The organism is Mesorhizobium sp. BR-1-1-10 (assembly GCF_020165595.1).
GTDB lineage: Bacteria > Pseudomonadota > Alphaproteobacteria > Rhizobiales > Rhizobiaceae > Mesorhizobium > Mesorhizobium australicum.
The window spans coordinates 111,921-129,106 of record NZ_JAIUIL010000004.1; the positions used below are offsets into that span (position 1 = coordinate 111,921).

The 17,186-nt window shown below is 64.8% G+C and carries 19 protein-coding genes; 11 read left to right on the forward strand and 8 right to left on the reverse strand.

Annotated features, from left to right (window positions below):
- Window positions 1-72 precede the first annotated feature (72 nt).
- From LB555_RS09365 to hrcA, 3 genes are all read right to left on the reverse strand, one after another.
- A complete protein-coding gene (locus tag LB555_RS09365; RefSeq protein WP_224682747.1) occupies window positions 73-1,416 on the reverse strand; it encodes a PQQ-dependent sugar dehydrogenase in 1,344 nt (447 codons plus the stop codon).
- A gap of 105 nt (window positions 1,417-1,521) precedes the next feature.
- Window positions 1,522-1,719 carry a hypothetical protein gene (locus LB555_RS09370; protein ID WP_015314792.1) on the reverse strand — a complete coding sequence of 66 codons (198 nt, stop codon included), beginning with the start codon at window positions 1,717-1,719 and terminating at the stop codon, window positions 1,522-1,524.
- 103 nt (window positions 1,720-1,822) lie between these two features.
- Window positions 1,823-2,905 carry a heat-inducible transcriptional repressor HrcA gene (gene hrcA, locus LB555_RS09375; RefSeq protein WP_015314793.1) on the reverse strand — a complete coding sequence of 361 codons (1,083 nt, stop codon included), beginning with the start codon at window positions 2,903-2,905 and terminating at the stop codon, window positions 1,823-1,825.
- A 155-nt stretch (window positions 2,906-3,060) separates the two neighbouring features.
- On the opposite strand from hrcA, the gene rph reads away from it, so the two are divergent.
- The 9 genes from rph (at window position 3,061) to LB555_RS09420 (ending at window position 11,188) form a co-directional block, all read left to right on the forward strand.
- On the forward strand, window positions 3,061-3,777 hold the full coding sequence (rph, locus tag LB555_RS09380; RefSeq protein WP_015314794.1) for a ribonuclease PH: 717 nt from the start codon (window positions 3,061-3,063) through the stop codon (window positions 3,775-3,777).
- 183 nt (window positions 3,778-3,960) lie between these two features.
- The gene (locus LB555_RS09385) at window positions 3,961-4,371 is read left to right on the forward strand and encodes a VOC family protein (protein ID WP_224682748.1); all 411 of its coding nucleotides are present in this window, start codon (window positions 3,961-3,963) and stop codon (window positions 4,369-4,371) included.
- Window positions 4,371-5,048, forward strand: a complete 678-nt coding sequence (rdgB, locus tag LB555_RS09390; RefSeq protein WP_015314796.1) for an RdgB/HAM1 family non-canonical purine NTP pyrophosphatase — start codon at window positions 4,371-4,373, stop codon at window positions 5,046-5,048. Before LB555_RS09385 ends, rdgB begins: the two co-directional genes overlap by 1 nt.
- Complete coding sequence (gene hemW / locus LB555_RS09395) at window positions 5,045-6,223, forward strand: radical SAM family heme chaperone HemW (protein WP_140719555.1); 1,179 nt, start codon at window positions 5,045-5,047, stop codon at window positions 6,221-6,223. The genes rdgB and hemW overlap by 4 nt, the downstream gene beginning before the upstream one ends.
- A gap of 3 nt (window positions 6,224-6,226) precedes the next feature.
- Window positions 6,227-6,550: a low molecular weight protein tyrosine phosphatase family protein gene (locus tag LB555_RS09400; protein ID WP_224682749.1), complete on the forward strand. Its 324-nt coding sequence runs from the start codon at window positions 6,227-6,229 to the stop codon at window positions 6,548-6,550.
- Window positions 6,551-6,647: 97 nt separating this feature from the next.
- On the forward strand, window positions 6,648-7,619 hold the full coding sequence (locus tag LB555_RS09405) for a GlxA family transcriptional regulator (protein ID WP_224682750.1): 972 nt from the start codon (window positions 6,648-6,650) through the stop codon (window positions 7,617-7,619).
- Between the two features lie 259 nt (window positions 7,620-7,878).
- Window positions 7,879-9,183: a M24 family metallopeptidase gene (locus tag LB555_RS09410; RefSeq protein WP_224682752.1), complete on the forward strand. Its 1,305-nt coding sequence runs from the start codon at window positions 7,879-7,881 to the stop codon at window positions 9,181-9,183.
- A gap of 355 nt (window positions 9,184-9,538) precedes the next feature.
- Entirely contained in the window at window positions 9,539-10,219 is a 681-nt protein-coding gene (locus tag LB555_RS09415; RefSeq protein ID WP_140660360.1) for an isochorismatase family protein, read from the forward strand.
- An 18-nt stretch (window positions 10,220-10,237) separates the two neighbouring features.
- Window positions 10,238-11,188, forward strand: coding sequence for an alpha/beta hydrolase (locus tag LB555_RS09420; RefSeq protein WP_224682753.1), 951 nt, complete (start codon window positions 10,238-10,240; stop codon window positions 11,186-11,188).
- Window positions 11,189-11,207: 19 nt separating this feature from the next.
- Here LB555_RS09420 and dnaQ read toward each other — a convergent pair whose 3' ends face one another.
- The 5 genes from dnaQ to LB555_RS09445 all read right to left on the reverse strand — a co-directional run bounded on the left by dnaQ (window position 11,208) and on the right by LB555_RS09445 (window position 15,156).
- Complete coding sequence (dnaQ, locus tag LB555_RS09425) at window positions 11,208-11,936, reverse strand: DNA polymerase III subunit epsilon (protein WP_224585035.1); 729 nt, start codon at window positions 11,934-11,936, stop codon at window positions 11,208-11,210.
- A gap of 88 nt (window positions 11,937-12,024) precedes the next feature.
- Window positions 12,025-12,606, reverse strand: coding sequence for a dephospho-CoA kinase (coaE, locus tag LB555_RS09430; protein WP_224682754.1), 582 nt, complete (start codon window positions 12,604-12,606; stop codon window positions 12,025-12,027).
- Window positions 12,603-13,460, reverse strand: a complete 858-nt coding sequence (locus tag LB555_RS09435; protein WP_224682755.1) for a shikimate dehydrogenase — start codon at window positions 13,458-13,460, stop codon at window positions 12,603-12,605. Before LB555_RS09435 ends, coaE begins: the two co-directional genes overlap by 4 nt.
- Window positions 13,453-14,052 (reverse strand): Maf-like protein, encoded by a 600-nt coding sequence (locus LB555_RS09440; protein ID WP_224682756.1) that lies wholly within the window; start codon window positions 14,050-14,052, stop codon window positions 13,453-13,455. The genes LB555_RS09435 and LB555_RS09440 overlap by 8 nt, the downstream gene beginning before the upstream one ends.
- A gap of 282 nt (window positions 14,053-14,334) precedes the next feature.
- Window positions 14,335-15,156, reverse strand: a complete 822-nt coding sequence (locus LB555_RS09445) for a pyruvate, water dikinase regulatory protein (protein ID WP_224592152.1) — start codon at window positions 15,154-15,156, stop codon at window positions 14,335-14,337.
- 404 nt (window positions 15,157-15,560) lie between these two features.
- Between LB555_RS09445 and hemE the strand changes: the two genes are divergently transcribed.
- Complete coding sequence (gene hemE, locus LB555_RS09450; RefSeq protein ID WP_224682757.1) at window positions 15,561-16,592, forward strand: uroporphyrinogen decarboxylase; 1,032 nt, start codon at window positions 15,561-15,563, stop codon at window positions 16,590-16,592.
- Entirely contained in the window at window positions 16,592-17,128 is a 537-nt protein-coding gene (gene hemJ / locus LB555_RS09455) for a protoporphyrinogen oxidase HemJ (protein WP_140719578.1), read from the forward strand. Before hemE ends, hemJ begins: the two co-directional genes overlap by 1 nt.
- Window positions 17,129-17,186: the final 58 nt, after the last annotated feature.

The following is a 17,186-nucleotide window of genomic DNA, read 5'->3' on the forward strand; positions in this document are numbered from 1 at the left end:
GGGTCTCCAGGTGAACCCCTGAGCGCGGGATTCGCTTGCACCAGACGGCATGGCCCGGTTCGCAAGCAAGGATCAGGAGCGGTCGCCACCATAAGTCACGCGCCAGATCGTGCCGTTGCCGTCCTCGGAGACGATCAAGGATCCGTCGCCGGCCACCGCAACGCCGACCGGGCGGCCCCACACCTCGCCGTTCGAAACGACGAAGCCGGTCATGAAATCCTCGTATTCGCCGGTTGGCTTGCCGCCCTTGAACTTGAGCCGGACCACCTTGTAGCCGGTCCTGTTGCCGCGGTTCCACGAACCGTGCAGGGCAACGAAAGCGTCGCCTCGATAGTCCTGGGGAAAGCCGGCGTCGGCGGGCAAATCCTTGCCATCGTAGAAGGCGATGTTGAGCGGCGCCGAGTGCGCCTGAATCAGCACGTCGGGACTGTCAGCCTTGCCGGCGAGATCGGGGCGCTCGCCCCTGTGGCGCGGGTCCTCATTGTCGCCGATATAATACCAGGGCCAGCCATAGAAGGCGCCTTCCCTGACCGATGTCGCGTATTCGGCGGGCACATTGTCGCCGAGCCCGTCGCGCTCGTTGACGACACACCATAGCGCGCCGGTCGCCGGCTGGACGGTCATGCCCGAACAGTTGCGCAAGCCGGTGGCCACTGTGCGACCGTTCTTACCGTCGGGGTCGAAGGCCCGGACCTCGGCCCGGCCCGCCTCGGAACCCCAACTGGCGCCGAGCGGCTTAGCCTTGACCCAGGCGTCGAGCCCGCCCCTGGGCCTCTTGCCCATGTCCTCGGCGACATTCGAGCCGGAGCCGACGGAAAGATAAAGTGTCTTGCCGTCGGGCGAGAAGGCGATGTCGCGGGTCCAGTGGTGGGTCGAAGGAATGTCGGCGACGATGGTTTGCGGCTCGCCCGAGGCCTTCAGGTCGCCATTGCCGTAGGCAAAACGCACGATGCTGTCGCTGTTGGCGACGTAGACCCATTGCGGGTCCTTGCCCGGGGGATAGAAGGCAATGCCATAGGGCCGGTTGAGACCGCCGGCAAAGATGCTTTTCTCAGCGGCTTTCGCGCTGCCCTTCGCCAGGCGATAGACGCGGAGCTGGTTGGCCTTGCTGTCGGCAATGAACAGGTCGCCATTGGGCGCGATGCGCACCACGCGCGGATTGTCGATCCCCGAGGCGATCAACTCGGCCGAAAACCCCGGCGGCAAATGCGGCTTTGCGTCCGCCGGCATGTCGATCACGCCGGCGCTGTTGGAGGCGGATTTGGTGACATAGGGTTTCGGCAGGTCTTCCGGCTTGATCAGCCGGCGCACGCCGGGCCTGTCCGCCCGCCAGTCGCCGAAGGCGGCCGGGCCTTTGAGCACAGGCTGGTCGGCTTGCTGGGCGAGCGCCGCTGTCGTGACAAACAGTGCGGACATCGCCAGTCCGGCTAACCGCATCACTTCCTCCAATCCGTCATGAAGGAAAGCAACGATCGGTTTGCCCGTGGGTTCCGTTGCGCACGATGCGCAAAACCTCTCGGATCATGTCCCGGCTGCGTAAAAATCGTCGTCCAGGCGTTTTTCCAATTCAACGAGATCGGCCGGCAATGGCAGGCCCATGGCGCGCATCTCGCGCAGTTTTTCGCGCAGCTGTTCCTGAATTTCGTGCTGGTCCTCCGGCTGGTTGACCATCTCCTCGAGCAACAGACTGATCTGGGCCTTGAACGATTCCAGCGCCATTCTTTTTCTCCTTTGCAGCCTGTCTGGATTTACGGTCCCGCCAGGAAAGTCGTTCGCGGTCGAATTCCGGCATGGAAACCAAAGCAATAATTCCTCGGACTCCTTACCTCAGCATGCGGGAAATCAGCTGTGCCGTATAATCCACCATCGGCACGATGCGGGCATAGTTCAGCCTTGTCGGGCCGATGACGCCGAGCGCGCCGACGACGCGGGCGTCCTTGTCGCGATAGGGCGCCACCACCAGCGACGAGCCCGACAGCGAGAACAGCTTGTTTTCCGAGCCGATGAAGATGCGCACGCCCGATCCCTGCTCGGCGAGGTCGAGCAATTGGATCAGCCCGTCCTGCGTCTCCATGTCCTCGAACAGGTGGCGCAAGAGTTCGATGTCGGCCTGGGCGGTGACGTTTTCCAGCAGATTGGCGCGGCCGCGCACGATGAGCCGCGCCGGCAGGCCGCTTTCGGCCCCCGCCCACACCGCAAGCCCCTTCTCGACGAGGTCCTGCGACAGCGTGTCGAGGGCGGCTCTCGTCTCTTCCTTGATGCGGGCGATCTCGGTGCGCGCCTCGGCCAGCGTGCGGCCACGGATATGCGCATTGAGGAAATTCGAGGCCTCGTGCAGTTGCGAGACGGTGATGCCGGCGGGCAGCTCGACGACACGGTTTTCGACATCGCCATTCTGCGATACCAGCACGGCAAGCGCCTTGGTCGGCTCCAGCTGGATGAATTCGATATGCTTGAGCGCCACCTCGTTCTTGGCCGCCAGCACCAGGCCGGCGCCGCGCGACATGCCCGACAGCATCTGGCTGGCCTCGGTCAGCATATGCTCCAGCGTCGCGCCGGAGCCGGAGGCCCGCACCTGCGCCTCGATGGTGCGGCGCTCCTCGTCGGAGAGGTCGCCAAGCTCCATGAAGGCATCGACGAAGAAACGCAGGCCAGCCTGGGTCGGCAGGCGCCCGGCCGAGATGTGCGGCGCGTAGATCAGCCCGAGATGCTCGAGGTCGCTCATCACGTTGCGGATGGTGGCGGGCGACAGCGAGGACGGCAGGATGCGCGACAGGCTGCGCGAGCCCACGGGTTCGCCGTCCCGCAGATAGGAATCGACGATGCGCCGGAAGATGTCGCGCGAGCGCATGTCGAGCGACTGAAGAGCCAGCGACTGCGAGGCGGGATCGACTGCCTTGGTCATTCGGCTAAAAACCTCCGGTTCAAGGATATAGACTTCGGTGGGCCGCGCGCAACCCGGTGTCTGTGTCGGATCGCTCGGCCATTTTCCTTTGCGCCATGGGCTTGGTGGGGCTACAAGCCGGCCACGATTCAAAAAATGACAAGAAAGCAGGCCGAATGCGCCCCTCCAAACGCCAATTCGACGAAATGCGCGCCATATCCTTCGAGCGCGGCGTCTCCAAGCATGCCGAAGGCTCGTGCCTGGTGAAGTTCGGCGACACGCATGTCCTGTGCACTGCCAGCCTTGAGGAAAAGGTGCCTGGCTGGATGCGCAATTCCGGCAAGGGCTGGGTGACGGCCGAATATGGCATGCTGCCGCGCTCGACCGGCGAGCGCATGCGCCGCGAGGCCTCCGCCGGCAAGCAGGGCGGCCGCACGCTGGAAATCCAGCGGCTGATCGGCCGTTCGCTACGCGCCGTGGTCGACCTGCAGGCGCTGGGCGAACAGCAGATCACCGTCGACTGCGACGTCATCCAGGCCGATGGCGGCACCCGCACCGCGTCGATCACCGGCGGCTGGGTGGCGCTGTATGACTGCCTGCGCTGGATGGAAGCGCGGCAGATGGCCAGCGTTTCGAAAGTGCTGAAGGATCATGTCGCGGCGATTTCCTGCGGCATCCATGACGGCCAGCCGGTCATCGATCTCGATTATATCGAGGATTCCTCGGCCGGCACCGACGCCAATTTCGTCATGACCGGCAAGGGCGGCATCGTCGAGATCCAGGGCACCGCCGAGGGCGAGCCCTTCTCCGAAGAGCAGTTCGCGGCCTTGATGGGCCTGGCCAAGAAGGGCATTTCCCGGTTGGTCAGCCTGCAGCAGATGGCGGTGGCTTAGTTTATTCATGCGGAGCCTGGGCACCCCCCTCTGCCCTGCCGGGCATCTCCCCCGCAAGGGGGGAGATCGGATGTTGTCGAGAGCTTCGCCAACAATCAGCATAGAATACCATGAGCCGGCGCTCACGCTGCCAATTTCCCCCCTTGCGGGGGAGATGGCCGGCAGGCCAGAGGGGGGTGCCTCGTGACTCCCTCTGCCATTCTTGAATCCGCCCTCTATGTCACCGACCTCGCTGAAGCAGAGGTCTTCTACACCGATATCCTCGGCCTCACCCTGCTTGGCAAGGTAGATGGCCGCCACCTTTTCTTCCGCTGTGGCCCGGGCGTGCTGCTGATCTTCAACGCCGAGGCGACCAAGATTCCGCCGGCGTCCGATGCGCGGCTGAAGGTGCCGCCGCACGGCACGGTTGGCGAAGGCCATCTGTGCTTTGCCGCAAACGCCGCTGAAATCGAGCTTTGGAAAACCCATCTCTTGGCGAAGAAAATCGCCATCGAAAGCGAATTCGAATGGCCGCAAGGTGGCCGTTCGATCTATATACGCGACCCTTCGGGCAATTCGATCGAGTTCGCCGAGGCGAGAATCTGGGGCCTTTGATGCACTCGCCAAACCTCCATACGCTTGATGGCAAGAAGATCGTCGTCGCCAGCCACAATGAAGGCAAGCTGCGCGAATTCGCCGAGCTGATGGGACCGTTCGGCTTCGAGGCGAAATCAGCCAAGGCGTATGGCCTGCCCGAACCGGACGAAACCGGCACCACCTTCGAGGAAAACGCCTACATCAAGGCCTTTGCCGCCGCAAAGGCGACCGGCCTGCCGGCACTGTCGGACGATTCCGGCCTCTGCGTCGACGCGCTCGACGGCGCGCCCGGCGTCTATACCGCGAACTGGGCCGAGACTCCGGACGGTTCGCGCGATTTCGCCATGGCCATGCAGCGCACCGAAGTGGCGATGCAGGAAGTCGGCGCGGCCACGCCCGAACGGCGCACGGGCCGCTTTGTCGCCGTCATCTGCCTCGCCTTTCCCGACGGCGAGGCCGAATATTATCGCGGCGAGGCCGAGGGCACGCTGGTCTGGCCGCCGCGCGGCGAGCTCGGCTTCGGCTACGATCCGGTGTTTTTGCCCAATGGCTTCGACAAGACCTTCGGCGAGATGAGCGCGGAGGAAAAGCACGGCTGGAAACCCGGCCAGGCGACGGCGCTGTCGCACCGCGCCCGCGCCTTCCAGAAATTCGCCCAAGCCCGGCTTGGTTCGGTGAGGCCTGGCTCGGCATGATCGGACCCGGCACCACCATGGCGCTCGACCGCGGTCCCGGCTTCGGCGTCTACGTGCATTGGCCGTTCTGCGCCGCCAAGTGCCCGTATTGCGACTTCAACAGCCATGTCCGCCACCAGCCGGTCGACCAGGAGCGCTTCGCCGCCGCCTTCGAGGCCGAGTTGGCAACGATGCGCCAGCGCACCGGGCCACGCGAAGTGACCAGCATCTTCCTCGGCGGCGGCACGCCGTCGCTGATGAAGCCGGAAACCGTGGCCAGGGTTCTGGACGCCGTGGCCAGGAATTGGACAGTGCCTGACGGCATCGAGGTGACGCTCGAGGCCAACCCGTCCTCGGTCGAGGCGGAGCGGTTTCGCGGTTACCGCGCCGCCGGTGTCAACCGCGTCTCGCTCGGCGTGCAGGCGCTGAACGACAAGGATTTGCGCTTTCTCGGCCGGCTGCACAATGTAAGCGAAGCCTTGCACGCCATCGGGCTCGCGCGCGAAATCTTTCCGCGCCTGTCCTTCGACCTGATCTATGCGCGGCCTGGGCAGACGCCGGAGGATTGGCAGGCGGAACTCGAACAGGCGATCGGCCATGCCGCCGACCACCTGTCGCTCTACCAGCTGACCATCGAGGAAGGCACGCCCTTCCATGCGCTCCACGCGGCGAAAAAATTCGTCGTTCCCGACAACGACCACGCCGCCGATCTCTATGCACTGACGCAGGAAATCACGTCGGCGCACGGCCTGCCGGCCTACGAGATCTCCAACCACGCCAGGCCGGGCGCCGAGAGCCGGCACAATCTGACCTATTGGCGCTACGGCGAATATGTCGGCGTCGGCCCCGGCGCGCATGGCCGCTTCGTCGAGAACGGCCACCGTGTGGTGACCATCGCCGAACGGATGCCGGAAACCTGGGCCAATCTGGTCGAGGCCAAGGGCCATGGCATCACCGGCGGCGAGCTGCTGACGCGCTCCGAAGAGGCCGACGAGTTTCTTTTGATGGGGCTCAGGCTCGCCGAAGGCATCGACCTCTCGCGCTACGAGGCCTTCTCCGGGCGAGGGCTGTCGAGCGCGCGCCTGTCGGTGCTGCAGGGCGAGGGCCTGGTGGCGCCGATCGGCAACGCCCGCCTGCGCGCCACGCCGGCCGGAATGATCGTGCTCGACGCCGTGGTCGCGGATTTGGCGCGCTAAACCTTGAAAAACGTCCTCTTCGTCTGCAGCCAGAACCGCTTGCGCAGCCCGACCGCCGAACAGGTGTTTTCCACGCGGCGCGACATCAAAGTCGCCTCGGCTGGCACCAATCATGACGCCGACACGCCGCTGACCCACGAGCTCGTCGGCTGGGCGGACATCATTTTTGTCATGGAGAAAACCCACCGGACGAAACTGCAGAAGCAGTTCAAGGCCAGCCTGAAGGCGGCCAAGGTGATCTGCCTCGATATCCCCGACGATTATGAATTCATGGACCCGGAGCTGATCGCGCTTCTGAAGGCGCGCGTGTCCCGGTATCTGGACTGAGCGCTTGCATTCGCTCCTTCGCCTTCGGCCGAACACCGTTGACCCCGAAGCCCATCTGCCCGAATTGTAGCCCCCGATCCTTCCGGCTCCGGACGCCATGGCCACGCGCGAACCACCCAAACCCACGGACGCCCCGCTCACCTTCGCGGTGCTGGTGTTCCCCGGCTTTCCGATGATGGCGTTCAGTTCCGTCATCGAGCCGCTGCGCGCCGCCAACATACTGGCGAAGCGGGAATGCTACCGCTGGATCATCGTCGGGGCGACGGAAGGGACGGTCGAGGCCTCGAACGGCGTCGTCATCCAGCCAGGCTTTTACGCCGAGGCAGCGCCCAAGGTCGACCGCATCGTGGTCTGCTCGGGCGGCGACGCCGACCATCTCGTCGCCGAGGACGCCGCGAGCTGGATCCGCCGCAGCCTGCGCAATGGCGCCCATATCGGGGCCGTGGCGGATGCGGCGTTCTTCCTGGCACGCGCGGGCCTGCTCGACGGCCATGCCTGCACCTTGCACTGGACCAGCCAGGCCGCCTTCACCGAGGCGTTCCCCAACATCGAGCTGCGCCGCGATCTCTACGTCATCGACCGCAAGCGTTTTACCTCGGCCGGCGGCGTCGGCAGCCTCGACATGATGCTGGAGATCATCACCCGCGACTACGGCGCCGAGCTTGCCGCGGGCGTCGCCGAGTGGTTCGTGCACAGCCAATTGCGCTCGAGCGTCGACCGCAAGCTGATGCCGCTGCGCCTGCGCACCGGGGTCCAGAACGAACTGGTGCTGTCGGCCATCGCCATCATGGAAGACGCGGTGGAGGAGCGGCTCGGCATGGCCGAGCTGACGGCGAAGCTCGGCGTTTCCTCCGACAAGCTCGAGCGCTCGTTCCGCTCCGAACTCGCCATCTCGCCCAACGGCTATTATCGACGGCTCAGGCTGAAACGCGCCGCCGACCTGCTGGCGCATTCGACGCTTGCCGTGCGCGACGTGGCGCTGGCCTGCGGCTTTGCCTCGATGTCGAGCTTTGCCCGCGCTTTTCGCGAGGAGCATGGCCATGCGCCGAAGCTGGCGAGAAGGCATTAGGGGCCGCGTTCTGCGAGGGCCCCCTCATCCGGCCGCTCCGCGGCCACCTTCTCCCCGGTGGGGAGAAGAGGTTGGCGCCGGCGCCGGTAGTCTCCTCTCCCCCTCGGGGAGAGGTCAGCCGAGTGAAGCGGAGGCTGGGTGAGGGGCAGCGCCACGCATTCCAGAGCGGCATCCCGCACAACCCACGCGGTTTTCCGCACAATCAACCCGCTCCTCCTGCGCCATGGTCGAATCAGCAACCCACCCAAGGCCAGACCCCATGAGCATCGTCGTATTCGACCCCGACAGCACCGAGGACGTCGACTTCAAGGATCGCATGCGCCACCCGGCGGCGGCCGATCCGGCCGGCGGCATGTGGCTGTCCGACACCGAGCCGTCCTTCATCGATGCCGACGCCCTGCGCAAAGGCCGGCTCAACAAACTGCGCGGCTGGATGCGCGAGGCCGGCTATGGCGGCGTCGTTTTGTTCGACCCCTACAACCAGCGCTACGCCACCGGTTCGCGCAACATGTTCGGCTATTTCCTGCGCAACTCGACCCGCTATTTCTTCATTCCGGCCGACGGGCCGATCGTGCTGTTCGAATATCCGCAGAGCTACCATGTCTCGATGGTGCTCGACACGATCGACGAGGCGCGTCCTTCGAAGCTCGTCTGGTCTTCCGTGTCGGGCCGCGACGACGAAACCGCCGGCCCCTTCGCCGACGAGATCGCCGAACTCTTGAGAAAGCACGGCGGCGGCTCGATGAAGCTCGGGCTCGACCGCTGCAGTCATCTGCAGGCACTCGCCCTGGAGAAGCGCGGCTGCGAGGTCCGGGACTGCCAGGGCGAGATCCTCGCCGTGCGCGCGGTCAAGACGCCGGAGGAGGTCAAATGCCTGCTGGCCTCGATGGCCGGCGCCGAAGCCGCCGTCTATGCGGTGCGCGAAGCGATCAAGCCCGGCGTTTCCGAGAACGAGCTGTTCGCCATCATGTATGGCGAGGTCATACGCCAGGGCGGCGAGTTCATCGAAACGCGGCTGCTGACCTCGGGCCAGCGCACCAATCCGTGGTTCAATGAAGCCAGCGGCCGCAAGATCAGGCCCGGCGAATTGCTGGCGCTCGATACCGACACGATCGGCTGTTACGGTTATTATTCGGATTTTTCCCGCACATTCCGCTGCGGGCCGGGCAGACCGACGCCTTATCAGAAATCGCTCTACCGCATGGCGCATGATCAGGTTCAGCACAATATTTCGATCGTGAAGCCCGGCATGGCGTTCCGCGAGATCGCCGAGAAGGCGTGGAAAATTCCGGACCGCTTCGTCGACCAGCGCTACACCTCGGTCATGCATGGCGTCGGCATGCATGGCGAGACACCATTTATCGCGCATGCCATGGATTACGAGACCTATGGCCGCGACGGCCATATCGTGCCAGGCATGGTGGTGAGCGTGGAAAGCTATATTGGCGAGAAGGGCGGCCGCGAGGGCGTCAAGCTGGAGGACGAAATCCTGATCACCGAGACCGGCACCGAGCTTCTGTCGCGCTTTCCGTATGAGGATGAGTTTTTGGAGAAAGAGGTTTGATGGTGGTCTCCGCCGCTGGCCTACACGCGGTACTGCCAGCCTTAGAGATTAGCCGCCACGCCTCTCGCTTCGTCATCCTAGGGCGGAGCAAGGAGCGAAGCGACGCGGCGCAGACCCCTGGAGCTGCTCCGCAGCCCAAGGGATCCATGCCGCGACCCCAACGTGTCACCACGGAGCAGAATTCCGCTCCGCTGCATCCTTCGACAAACATCACGGCATGGATTCCAGGGTCTTCGCGACGCCGCTTCGCGGCTGCTGCGCCCTGGAATGACGAAGTCGCGGGGCCTTTTCGGACAATCGTCCAAGCCTGCGCCAAAAGGCCGAGAGAAACAGCGTCAGCCGGAAAACCCTCCGCATGAAAGCCCCCATTTCCATCAGGCGCGGCACGGTGGCCGCTGTGTTCATCGACCTGCAGGAAGAGCACCGGCGGGACAAGCGCTACCTCGTCGAGGGCTATGAAAAGATCCTCGCCAACGTCCAGCGCCTGCAGGCGGCGGCGCGTCAAAACCATGTGCCGCTTTATCACTGGGCCTATATCGTCGATCTCGACAGCCAGGACCGGCCCTTCCATCCGGTCGGCGAAGACGGCAAGTCGGCCTTTTCCGACAAGAGCGACCCGCTGACCGAGATCTGCCACGAAGTGGCGCCGGCGAATGGCGAGGCGCTGCTAATCAAGGCCGAGGCCAGCGCCTTCCGCTCCGGTCCGGCCGGCGATCGGCTCAAGGCTTCCGGCATCGAATGGCTCGTCATGGCTGGCGTGTGGACCGAGGCCTGCATCGACGCGTCGGTCAGGGATGCCGTGGCAAGGGGCTTTCGCGTGCTTTTGGTCAAGGATGCCTGCGGCAGCGGCAGCGCGGCCATGCACCAGACCGGCATCCTCAACCTTGCCAACCGGCTCTATGGCGGCGCGGTTACCGACACCGACGGCGCCTGCCGGCTGCTGGCCGGCGAGCCGGTCACCGTCTGGCAGGTCGAAGGCTCGGTACCCCTGCGCTTCACTTTTGAAAACGCCGCCCGTCTCTATGCCGAGCTTTGACGTACCCCTCGGATTGAAATGACCAGCCGCGGCAAATACGGACCATGGCTCGACCCGGCGCTCTGGGCCTATATCGACAGCGTCAACGCCTGGTACCCGCCGGAGATTGCCGGCCTGCCGATCGACAAGCAGCGCGCGGTCTATGCCAGGATGTGCCGGGCCTTCCACCAGGGCCGACCGCCCGGGGTCAAGGCCACCGACAGCCTGGTCGGCGCTTCGAACCATGATGTCCCGGTTCGCCGTTACCGGCTCGCCGGCTCCACACCGCGTGCGACAGTGCTCTATTTCCACGGCGGCGGTTTCATCCTCGGCGGGCTCGAAAGCCATGACGACATCTGCGCCGAAATCTGTGCCGGCACCGGCTTCGACGTTGTGTCGGTCGATTACCGGCTGGCGCCCGAGCATCTCCACCCCGCCGCCTTCGACGATGCGCTGGTGGCTTTCGAATGGGCGGCGGCGACCAGCGAGCCGCCGCTCGTGCTCTGCGGTGAAAGTGCGGGCGGCAATCTGGCGGCGGCGGTGGCACAGGCCACGCGTCACCATCCGCGCGCCGCGATCGGCCAGGTGCTGATCTATCCCGATCTCGGCGGCGACGAGGCGATCGGCTCCTACGTGGAACACGCCGATGCGCCGCTGCTGTCGACAAGCGACGCCGCCTTCTACCGCGACGTCCGCTCAGCCCGGAAGCAATCGCCCGGCGATCCGACCTTCGCGCCGCTGCGCGACCGCGACTTTTCCGACCTGCCGCCAACGGTGATCATCACGGCCGAATGCGATCCGCTGTCGTCGGACGGCGAAGTCTATCGCGACCATATCCTGGAGGCCGGCGGCAAGGCCTGGTGGCATGAGGAGCCCCGCCTCGTGCACAGTTTCCTGCGCGCCCGCACGACCGTGCCGGCCGCGGCGGAGGCTTTTGCGCGCATCATTGCGGCCGTTGCCGCGCTGGGCCGGGGGGAATGGCCCTACTGAGGCCGCTTCTCGGATGGCTTCATGACGACAGCGCCTGGGCTGCTTCCTGGGGGGAGGCTTTCAGCCACAGCGCCTTTTCGCCGAGCGTCGCGACCATGGCGGCGTGCGCGGCGCGCTCCGTTTCGGTCAGGCGGGGCAGCAGCGGCGCCGGACGCTCGGCAACGATGATCTCGATATGCCTGACATTGTTGCCGCCCTGGGCCGGCGCGGTGGCACTGTCGAGGATCAGTGCTGCCTGTTTGCCGCCGATCAGCTCGATATAGACTTCCGCCAGCAATTCGGAATCGAGCAGGGCGCCGTGCTTGGTGCGCTTGGTATTGTCGATGCCGTAGCGCCGGCAAAGCGCGTCGAGCGAATTGGGTCCCATCGGGTGCTTGCGGCGCGCCAGTGCCAGCGTGTCGACGACAAGCCCGTTATCGACAGGCGGGTGGCCGAGCCGCCCGAATTCGACATTGAGGAAGCCGATATCGAAGGTGGCGTTGTGGGCGACCAGCTTGGCGCCTTCCGTGAATTTCAGCCATTCCTCGGCAATTTCGGCGAAGCTCGGCTTGCCCGCGAGATCGGCCGCGCTGATACCGTGCACGGACTGCGCCTCGGCATGGATCGCGCGGCCTTGCGGGTTGATATAATGATGGAAGGTCCTGCCGGTCGGAAAGCGATTGACCAGCTCGACGCCGCCAAGCTCGATGACGCGGTCGTCACGCGAATCGAGGCCGGTGGTTTCCGTATCGAAAATGATCTCACGCATCGAATCAGGTCGCTCCTGGGAGCAGAATCGCCAGACCGGAACAAAATGGCAATGGGCAATGCTGACGGCCTGCCGTCAGCAGCCCGACTTATCCCTTGATTTCGGCGATGATCGAAGCAACCGCCGCACGCGCGGCGGCCAGCCCCTCGCCGGTGTCGATGACGAAATCGGCCAGCCGGCGCTTTTCGGCATCCGGCACCTGCCTGGCCAGAATCGACGCCAGTTTTTCCTCGCTCATGCCGAGCCGCGCCAGCACGCGCTGGCGCTGGACTTCGGCCGGCGCCGTCACCACGACGACCTTGTCGACGCGGCCACGGCCGCCGGTTTCGAATAGCAGCGGGATGTCGAGGACCACGAGCGATTCGCCCGCTTCACGGTGCCTGGCCAGGAAGGCATCGGCATCGGCACGGACCAGCGGGTGGATGATGGCTTCGAGTTTTTTCAGCGCCGCGGCATCGCCGAGCACGCGAGCGCCGAGTTTTGCGCGGTCGACGCTTCCGCCAACCGTGGTGCCGGGAAAGGCGGCCTCGACCAGCGGGGCCGCCTTGCCGGCATAGAGGCGGTGCACCGTCTCGTCGGAATCATGCACCGGCACCCCTGCCTCGGCGAACATCCTGGCCGTGGTCGACTTGCCCATGCCGATCGAGCCGGTGAGGCCGAGCACGATCATGATTTCGGCACCCGGGATTTGGGTACCAGATCGGCAACGATGAGTGCGCGCAGTTCAGCCGTCACCTTCGGCCTGACGCCGAACCAGCGTTCGAAGCCGGGCACCGCCTGGTTGAGCAGCATGCCGAGCCCGTCGACCGTCTTCAGCCCCCGTGCCCGCGCGGCGGCGAGCAGTGGGGTCTCGAGCGGCACATAGACGATGTCGTTGACCACGGCGTGGGCGGGCAGACCCCTGGGGTCGGCGGCCAGATCCCCGTTGCCCTGCATGCCCAGCGCCGTGGTGTTAACCAGCAGGCCGGCGTCGCGCAGCAATTCGCCGGTCGCCGCCAACGGATGCGCGGACACCCCGGCGCCAAAGCGGTCGCGCAATTCGATTGCCCGGGCGAGCGTGCGATTGACGATGCGGATATCACCGAGGCCGCGCGCCTTCAGCGCATGGATGACGGCACGGGCGGCGCCCCCGGCACCCAGCACCACGGCAGGGCCATTGGCCGCCCAGCCCGGAGCGTGGTCGTCGAGATTGGCGGCAAAGCCGTGGCCGTCGGTGTTGCCGCCCCACAAAGTGCCGTCCTCGAACCAGAGCGTGTTGACGGCGCCGATCTCGTCGGCCGCATGGTCGCGGCGCGCGACCCCGGCAAAAGCCGCCTCCTTGTGCGGGATGGTGACGTTGCCGCCGCGATAACCGTTCGCCTGCAGCGCCGCCAGGAATTCGGCGAAGTTTTCGGGCGCCACATCGATCGCCTGATAACTGCCATCAATGCCATGCTCGGCCAGCCAGTGGCCGTGGATCATCGGCGAGCGCGAATGTTTTATGGGGTGGCCGGTGACGAAGGCCTTTTTCGAGGTTTCAGCCATCGATGGCTCCCAGTGCGCGCAGTTCCGCCAGCAACGGCAGCAGCGGCAGGCCGACAATGGTAAAATGGTCGCCTTCAATTTTTTCGAACAGCTGGATGCCTTCGCCCTCGACCTGGTAGGCGCCGACACTCGACAATGCCTTGACGCCGACCCGGGCCAGATGCCGGCCGATGAAGGCGGGGTCGAGCTTGCGCATGGTCATCGAGGCGATGCCGACATGGCGCCACAGCACCTTGCCGTCGCGCACCAGAACGGCGGCGCTGTTGAGCTGATGGGTCTTGCCCGACAACGCCAGGAGATGGCGGCGCGCGCCCTCCATCTCCGCCGGCTTGTGGAACACCTCGTCACCCAAGGACAGCGTCTGGTCGCAGCCAAGCACCAGCGCCCCGGGCCGGCGCTCGCTGACTTCGGTGGCCTTTGCTTCGGCGAGCACCAGGGCGACGTCCTCGGGCGAGGCGCCGCTGTCCTGCAACGGCGCCTCCAGCGTCCGCTCGTCCAGCGTCGCGGGAACCGCCTCGATGTCGACGCCGGCATCGACCAGCATCGCCTTGCGGAACGGACTGCCTGAAGCGAGGATGATTTTTTCTGTCATTTTGCACTCGGGCGCAGACACAGGCGCGGTTGGAGTGTGAGCTGTTTTACTTTGTAAAGTTAGCGCCGCCCCTCATTGTCCTGCCGGACATTTCTCCCCGTATAGAGACGGGGAGAAAGGGCAGCTTCAACGCGGGCCCTCTTTTCGGCCACGCTGGTGATTGGCGAAGCCATCGATGACAGGCCCCCTCTCCCCGTCTCTATACGGGGAGAGGATGCCGGCAGGCAGGTGAGGGGCGGCGCTAACCTTCCGCGGCAAGCCTCGGAAAACCTCTTGGCTGATCTATCGCGTCTTCCCCCGCAGGGCAACGATGGCCGCCGCCGTTTCCTCGATCGAGCGGCGGCTGACGTCGATCATCGGCCAGCCGTGGCGGGTGCAGATCTGGCGGGCGTAGGCGAGTTCCTCGTTGATGGCGGCGCGGTCGACATACTCGGTCGGCACATAGGTGCTCGAATTGCCGAGGATGCGGTTCTGGCGCACATGCGAGATGCGCTCGGCGGTGGCGATCAGCCCGACGACCAGCGGCGCCCTGGCGTTGACCAGGCTTTCTGGCACCGGCACGCCGAGCACGATCGGGATGTTGGCGGTCTTGATGCCGCGGTTGGCGAGATAGATGCTGGTCGGCGTCTTCGAGGTGCGCGATATGCCGATCAGCACGACATCGGCGTCATCCATGTTTGCCGGCAGCTGGCCGTCATCATGGTCCATGGTGAAATTGAGCGCGTCGATGCGCCGGAAATATTCGGCATCGAGAACATGCTGGGCGCCGACGCGGCGGCCGGCCGGCGTCCCGAGATAGGACTGGAAGACCGTCAGCACCGGCTCCAGCACGGACACGCAGGGCAGGCCCATGGCCGCGCAGCGTTCGTCGATGCCGCGTGCCAGCTTCTGGTCGACCACCGTGTAGAGGATGATGCCCGGCTCCTCCTCTATGTCCTCGAAGACCTTGGCTATCTGCTTTTCGGTGCGGATGAGCGGGTAGATGTGCTCAATGGCGCGTGCATCCTTGTATTGCGCTGAAGCCGCGCGGCCGGCGGCGAGCAGGGTTTCGCCCGTGGCATCGGAAATCAGATGCAGGTGAAAGAAGCTCTGGGGTTTGTTCACAGGGATCACCTGGGGCTGTGGGCGGATGTGGATAAGATCGGACGGGCCGACGGGCCGGCCGAAGGCGACTGTATCAGATGCCGGTTTGTCCACAATTCGATGCGCTGTCAGCTTCTCCTGGCGGCTGGGGACAAGTCCGTGGACGAAGCATTTTGCCTTTTGCTCGTCCACAGGGCAGGTCTCCAGGGCATCAGACCTAGCGCATTGACTCCAGTGGCGGATTCCTGATTGTCCCCAGAACCCTGCCAGCCGCGATCGGTAGTGCGCGACAATATGCTTGCTGGCGTTTTGGCGGCCAAAGCGGGACAGGTGACAACCACCACAACCAACAGACTCTTAGAATCAGAAGACTCTTTTAAAATAAGATATTTGATTAAGAGGAAGCCGGGAGAGGCGAGCGCTCGATGCCTGCAAGACGGATCATGCTGGATGTGCTGAAAGGCGAGGCGGTGTTTCCTCCTCCGCTCTGGATGATGCGACAGGCCGGGCGCTATCTGCCGGAATACCGTGAGACGCGAAGACGGGCCGGCTCGTTCCTTGATCTCTGCTACGATCCCGAGCTTGCCGTGGAAGTGACGCTGCAGCCGATCGAGCGCTTTGGCTTCGACGCTTCGATCGTGTTTTCGGACATCCTTGTCGTTCCCCATGCGCTTGGCCGCGACGTGCGCTTCGAGGAAGGGCGTGGGCCGCTCCTGACGCCGATTTCGGCGGCCGAGATTCCGGCGCTGGGAAGCGATGTGTTTCACGTGAATCTCGAACCGGTCTACGAGACGCTTCGCCGGCTGCGGGCGAAATTGCCCGACGAGACGACGCTGATCGGCTTTTGCGGCGCGCCGTGGACGGTGGCGACCTATATGATCGCCGGCCACGGCACCCCGGACCAGGCGCCGGCGAGGCTGTTCGCCTACCGCGAGCCGGCGGCGTTTCGGCAGCTGCTGAAAGTGCTCGCCGACCATTCGGCGTCCTATCTGATCCAGCAGATCGAGGCCGGTGCGGATGTCGTGCAGATTTTCGATTCATGGTCGGGGGTGCTCGACGATGCCTCGTTCGAACGCTTCTGCGTCGAGCCGGTGGCCGAGATCGTCAGGCAGGTTCGGGCGGTTCATCCCGGCGTGCCGATCATCGGTTTTCCCAAGGGCGCCGGCGCCCGCTACCAGAGCTACCGCGAGAAGACCGGCGTGACAGGGCTGGGAATCGACTGGACGGTGCCGCTGGAGGCCGCGAAGGCGTTGCAGCGGCAAGGCGCCGTCCAGGGCAATCTCGATCCCTTGCGACTGGTCGCCGGCGGGCAAGCGTTGGCCGATGGCGTCGAGGCGATCCTCCAGGTGCTGGGGAACGGGCCGCTGATCTTCAATCTCGGCCACGGCATCACGCCGGAGACGCCGGTGGCGCATGTCGAGGCGATGGTGAAACAGGTTCGGAGCGCCGCACGCTGATGGCTGACAGAGATAACACCAACAGCACCGGCCAGGCGATGAAGCGCATGGTCGTTGGCATCGCTGTCCTGATCGTTCTCACCGCGCTTTTGTTTTTCTTCGCGCCGGAAAGCTTCTACCCCTGGGCAAAGGCGATCCATATCCTCGCCGTCATCTCCTGGATGGCTGGGATGCTTTATCTGCCGCGGCTGTTCGTCTATCACGTCGATGCGCAGAAGGGCTCCGTGCAGTCGGAGACTTTCAAGGTGATGGAGCGGCGCCTGCTGCGCGGCATCATCAATCCGGCGATGATCCTCACCTGGGTGTTCGGGCTGTGGCTGGCCTGGAAGATCTTTGCGTTCCAGGGCGGCTGGCTGCATGCCAAGATCGGCCTGGTGCTGATTTTGTCGGGTATTCACGGCTATCTGGCCGGCGCGGTGCGCAAATTCGCCGAGGACCGCAACGAAAAACCGGCAAGGCACTGGCGGATCGTCAATGAGATCCCCACATTGCTGATGATCGCAATCGTGATCCTGGTCGTCGTGAAGCCCTTCTGAGGCTTCATCGGACCCGCTCAAAAGGCGGCTTGCTCTTTCAGCCGACCGACGATACAAG

What these genes read in the sequence shown, in the direction of transcription:
- LB555_RS09435 (WP_224682755.1), bottom strand. Translation starts at nt 13,460, where the DNA reads ATGGCTGAAACCTCGAAAAAGGCCTTCGTCACCGGCCACCCCATAAAA.
- hemW (WP_140719555.1), top strand. Translation starts at nt 5,045, where the DNA reads ATGATCGGACCCGGCACCACCATGGCGCTCGACCGCGGTCCCGGCTTC.
- dnaQ (WP_224585035.1), bottom strand. Translation starts at nt 11,936, where the DNA reads ATGCGTGAGATCATTTTCGATACGGAAACCACCGGCCTCGATTCGCGT.
- hemJ (WP_140719578.1), top strand. Translation starts at nt 16,592, where the DNA reads ATGGCTGACAGAGATAACACCAACAGCACCGGCCAGGCGATGAAGCGC.
- coaE (WP_224682754.1), bottom strand. Translation starts at nt 12,606, where the DNA reads ATGATCGTGCTCGGCCTCACCGGCTCGATCGGCATGGGCAAGTCGACC.
- LB555_RS09370 (WP_015314792.1), bottom strand. Translation starts at nt 1,719, where the DNA reads ATGGCGCTGGAATCGTTCAAGGCCCAGATCAGTCTGTTGCTCGAGGAG.
- LB555_RS09365 (WP_224682747.1), bottom strand. Translation starts at nt 1,416, where the DNA reads ATGTCCGCACTGTTTGTCACGACAGCGGCGCTCGCCCAGCAAGCCGAC.
- rdgB (WP_015314796.1), top strand. Translation starts at nt 4,371, where the DNA reads ATGCACTCGCCAAACCTCCATACGCTTGATGGCAAGAAGATCGTCGTC.
- LB555_RS09410 (WP_224682752.1), top strand. Translation starts at nt 7,879, where the DNA reads ATGAGCATCGTCGTATTCGACCCCGACAGCACCGAGGACGTCGACTTC.
- hemE (WP_224682757.1), top strand. Translation starts at nt 15,561, where the DNA reads ATGCCTGCAAGACGGATCATGCTGGATGTGCTGAAAGGCGAGGCGGTG.
- rph (WP_015314794.1), top strand. Translation starts at nt 3,061, where the DNA reads ATGCGCCCCTCCAAACGCCAATTCGACGAAATGCGCGCCATATCCTTC.
- hrcA (WP_015314793.1), bottom strand. Translation starts at nt 2,905, where the DNA reads ATGACCAAGGCAGTCGATCCCGCCTCGCAGTCGCTGGCTCTTCAGTCG.
- LB555_RS09440 (WP_224682756.1), bottom strand. Translation starts at nt 14,052, where the DNA reads ATGACAGAAAAAATCATCCTCGCTTCAGGCAGTCCGTTCCGCAAGGCG.
- LB555_RS09415 (WP_140660360.1), top strand. Translation starts at nt 9,539, where the DNA reads ATGAAAGCCCCCATTTCCATCAGGCGCGGCACGGTGGCCGCTGTGTTC.
- LB555_RS09420 (WP_224682753.1), top strand. Translation starts at nt 10,238, where the DNA reads ATGACCAGCCGCGGCAAATACGGACCATGGCTCGACCCGGCGCTCTGG.
- LB555_RS09405 (WP_224682750.1), top strand. Translation starts at nt 6,648, where the DNA reads ATGGCCACGCGCGAACCACCCAAACCCACGGACGCCCCGCTCACCTTC.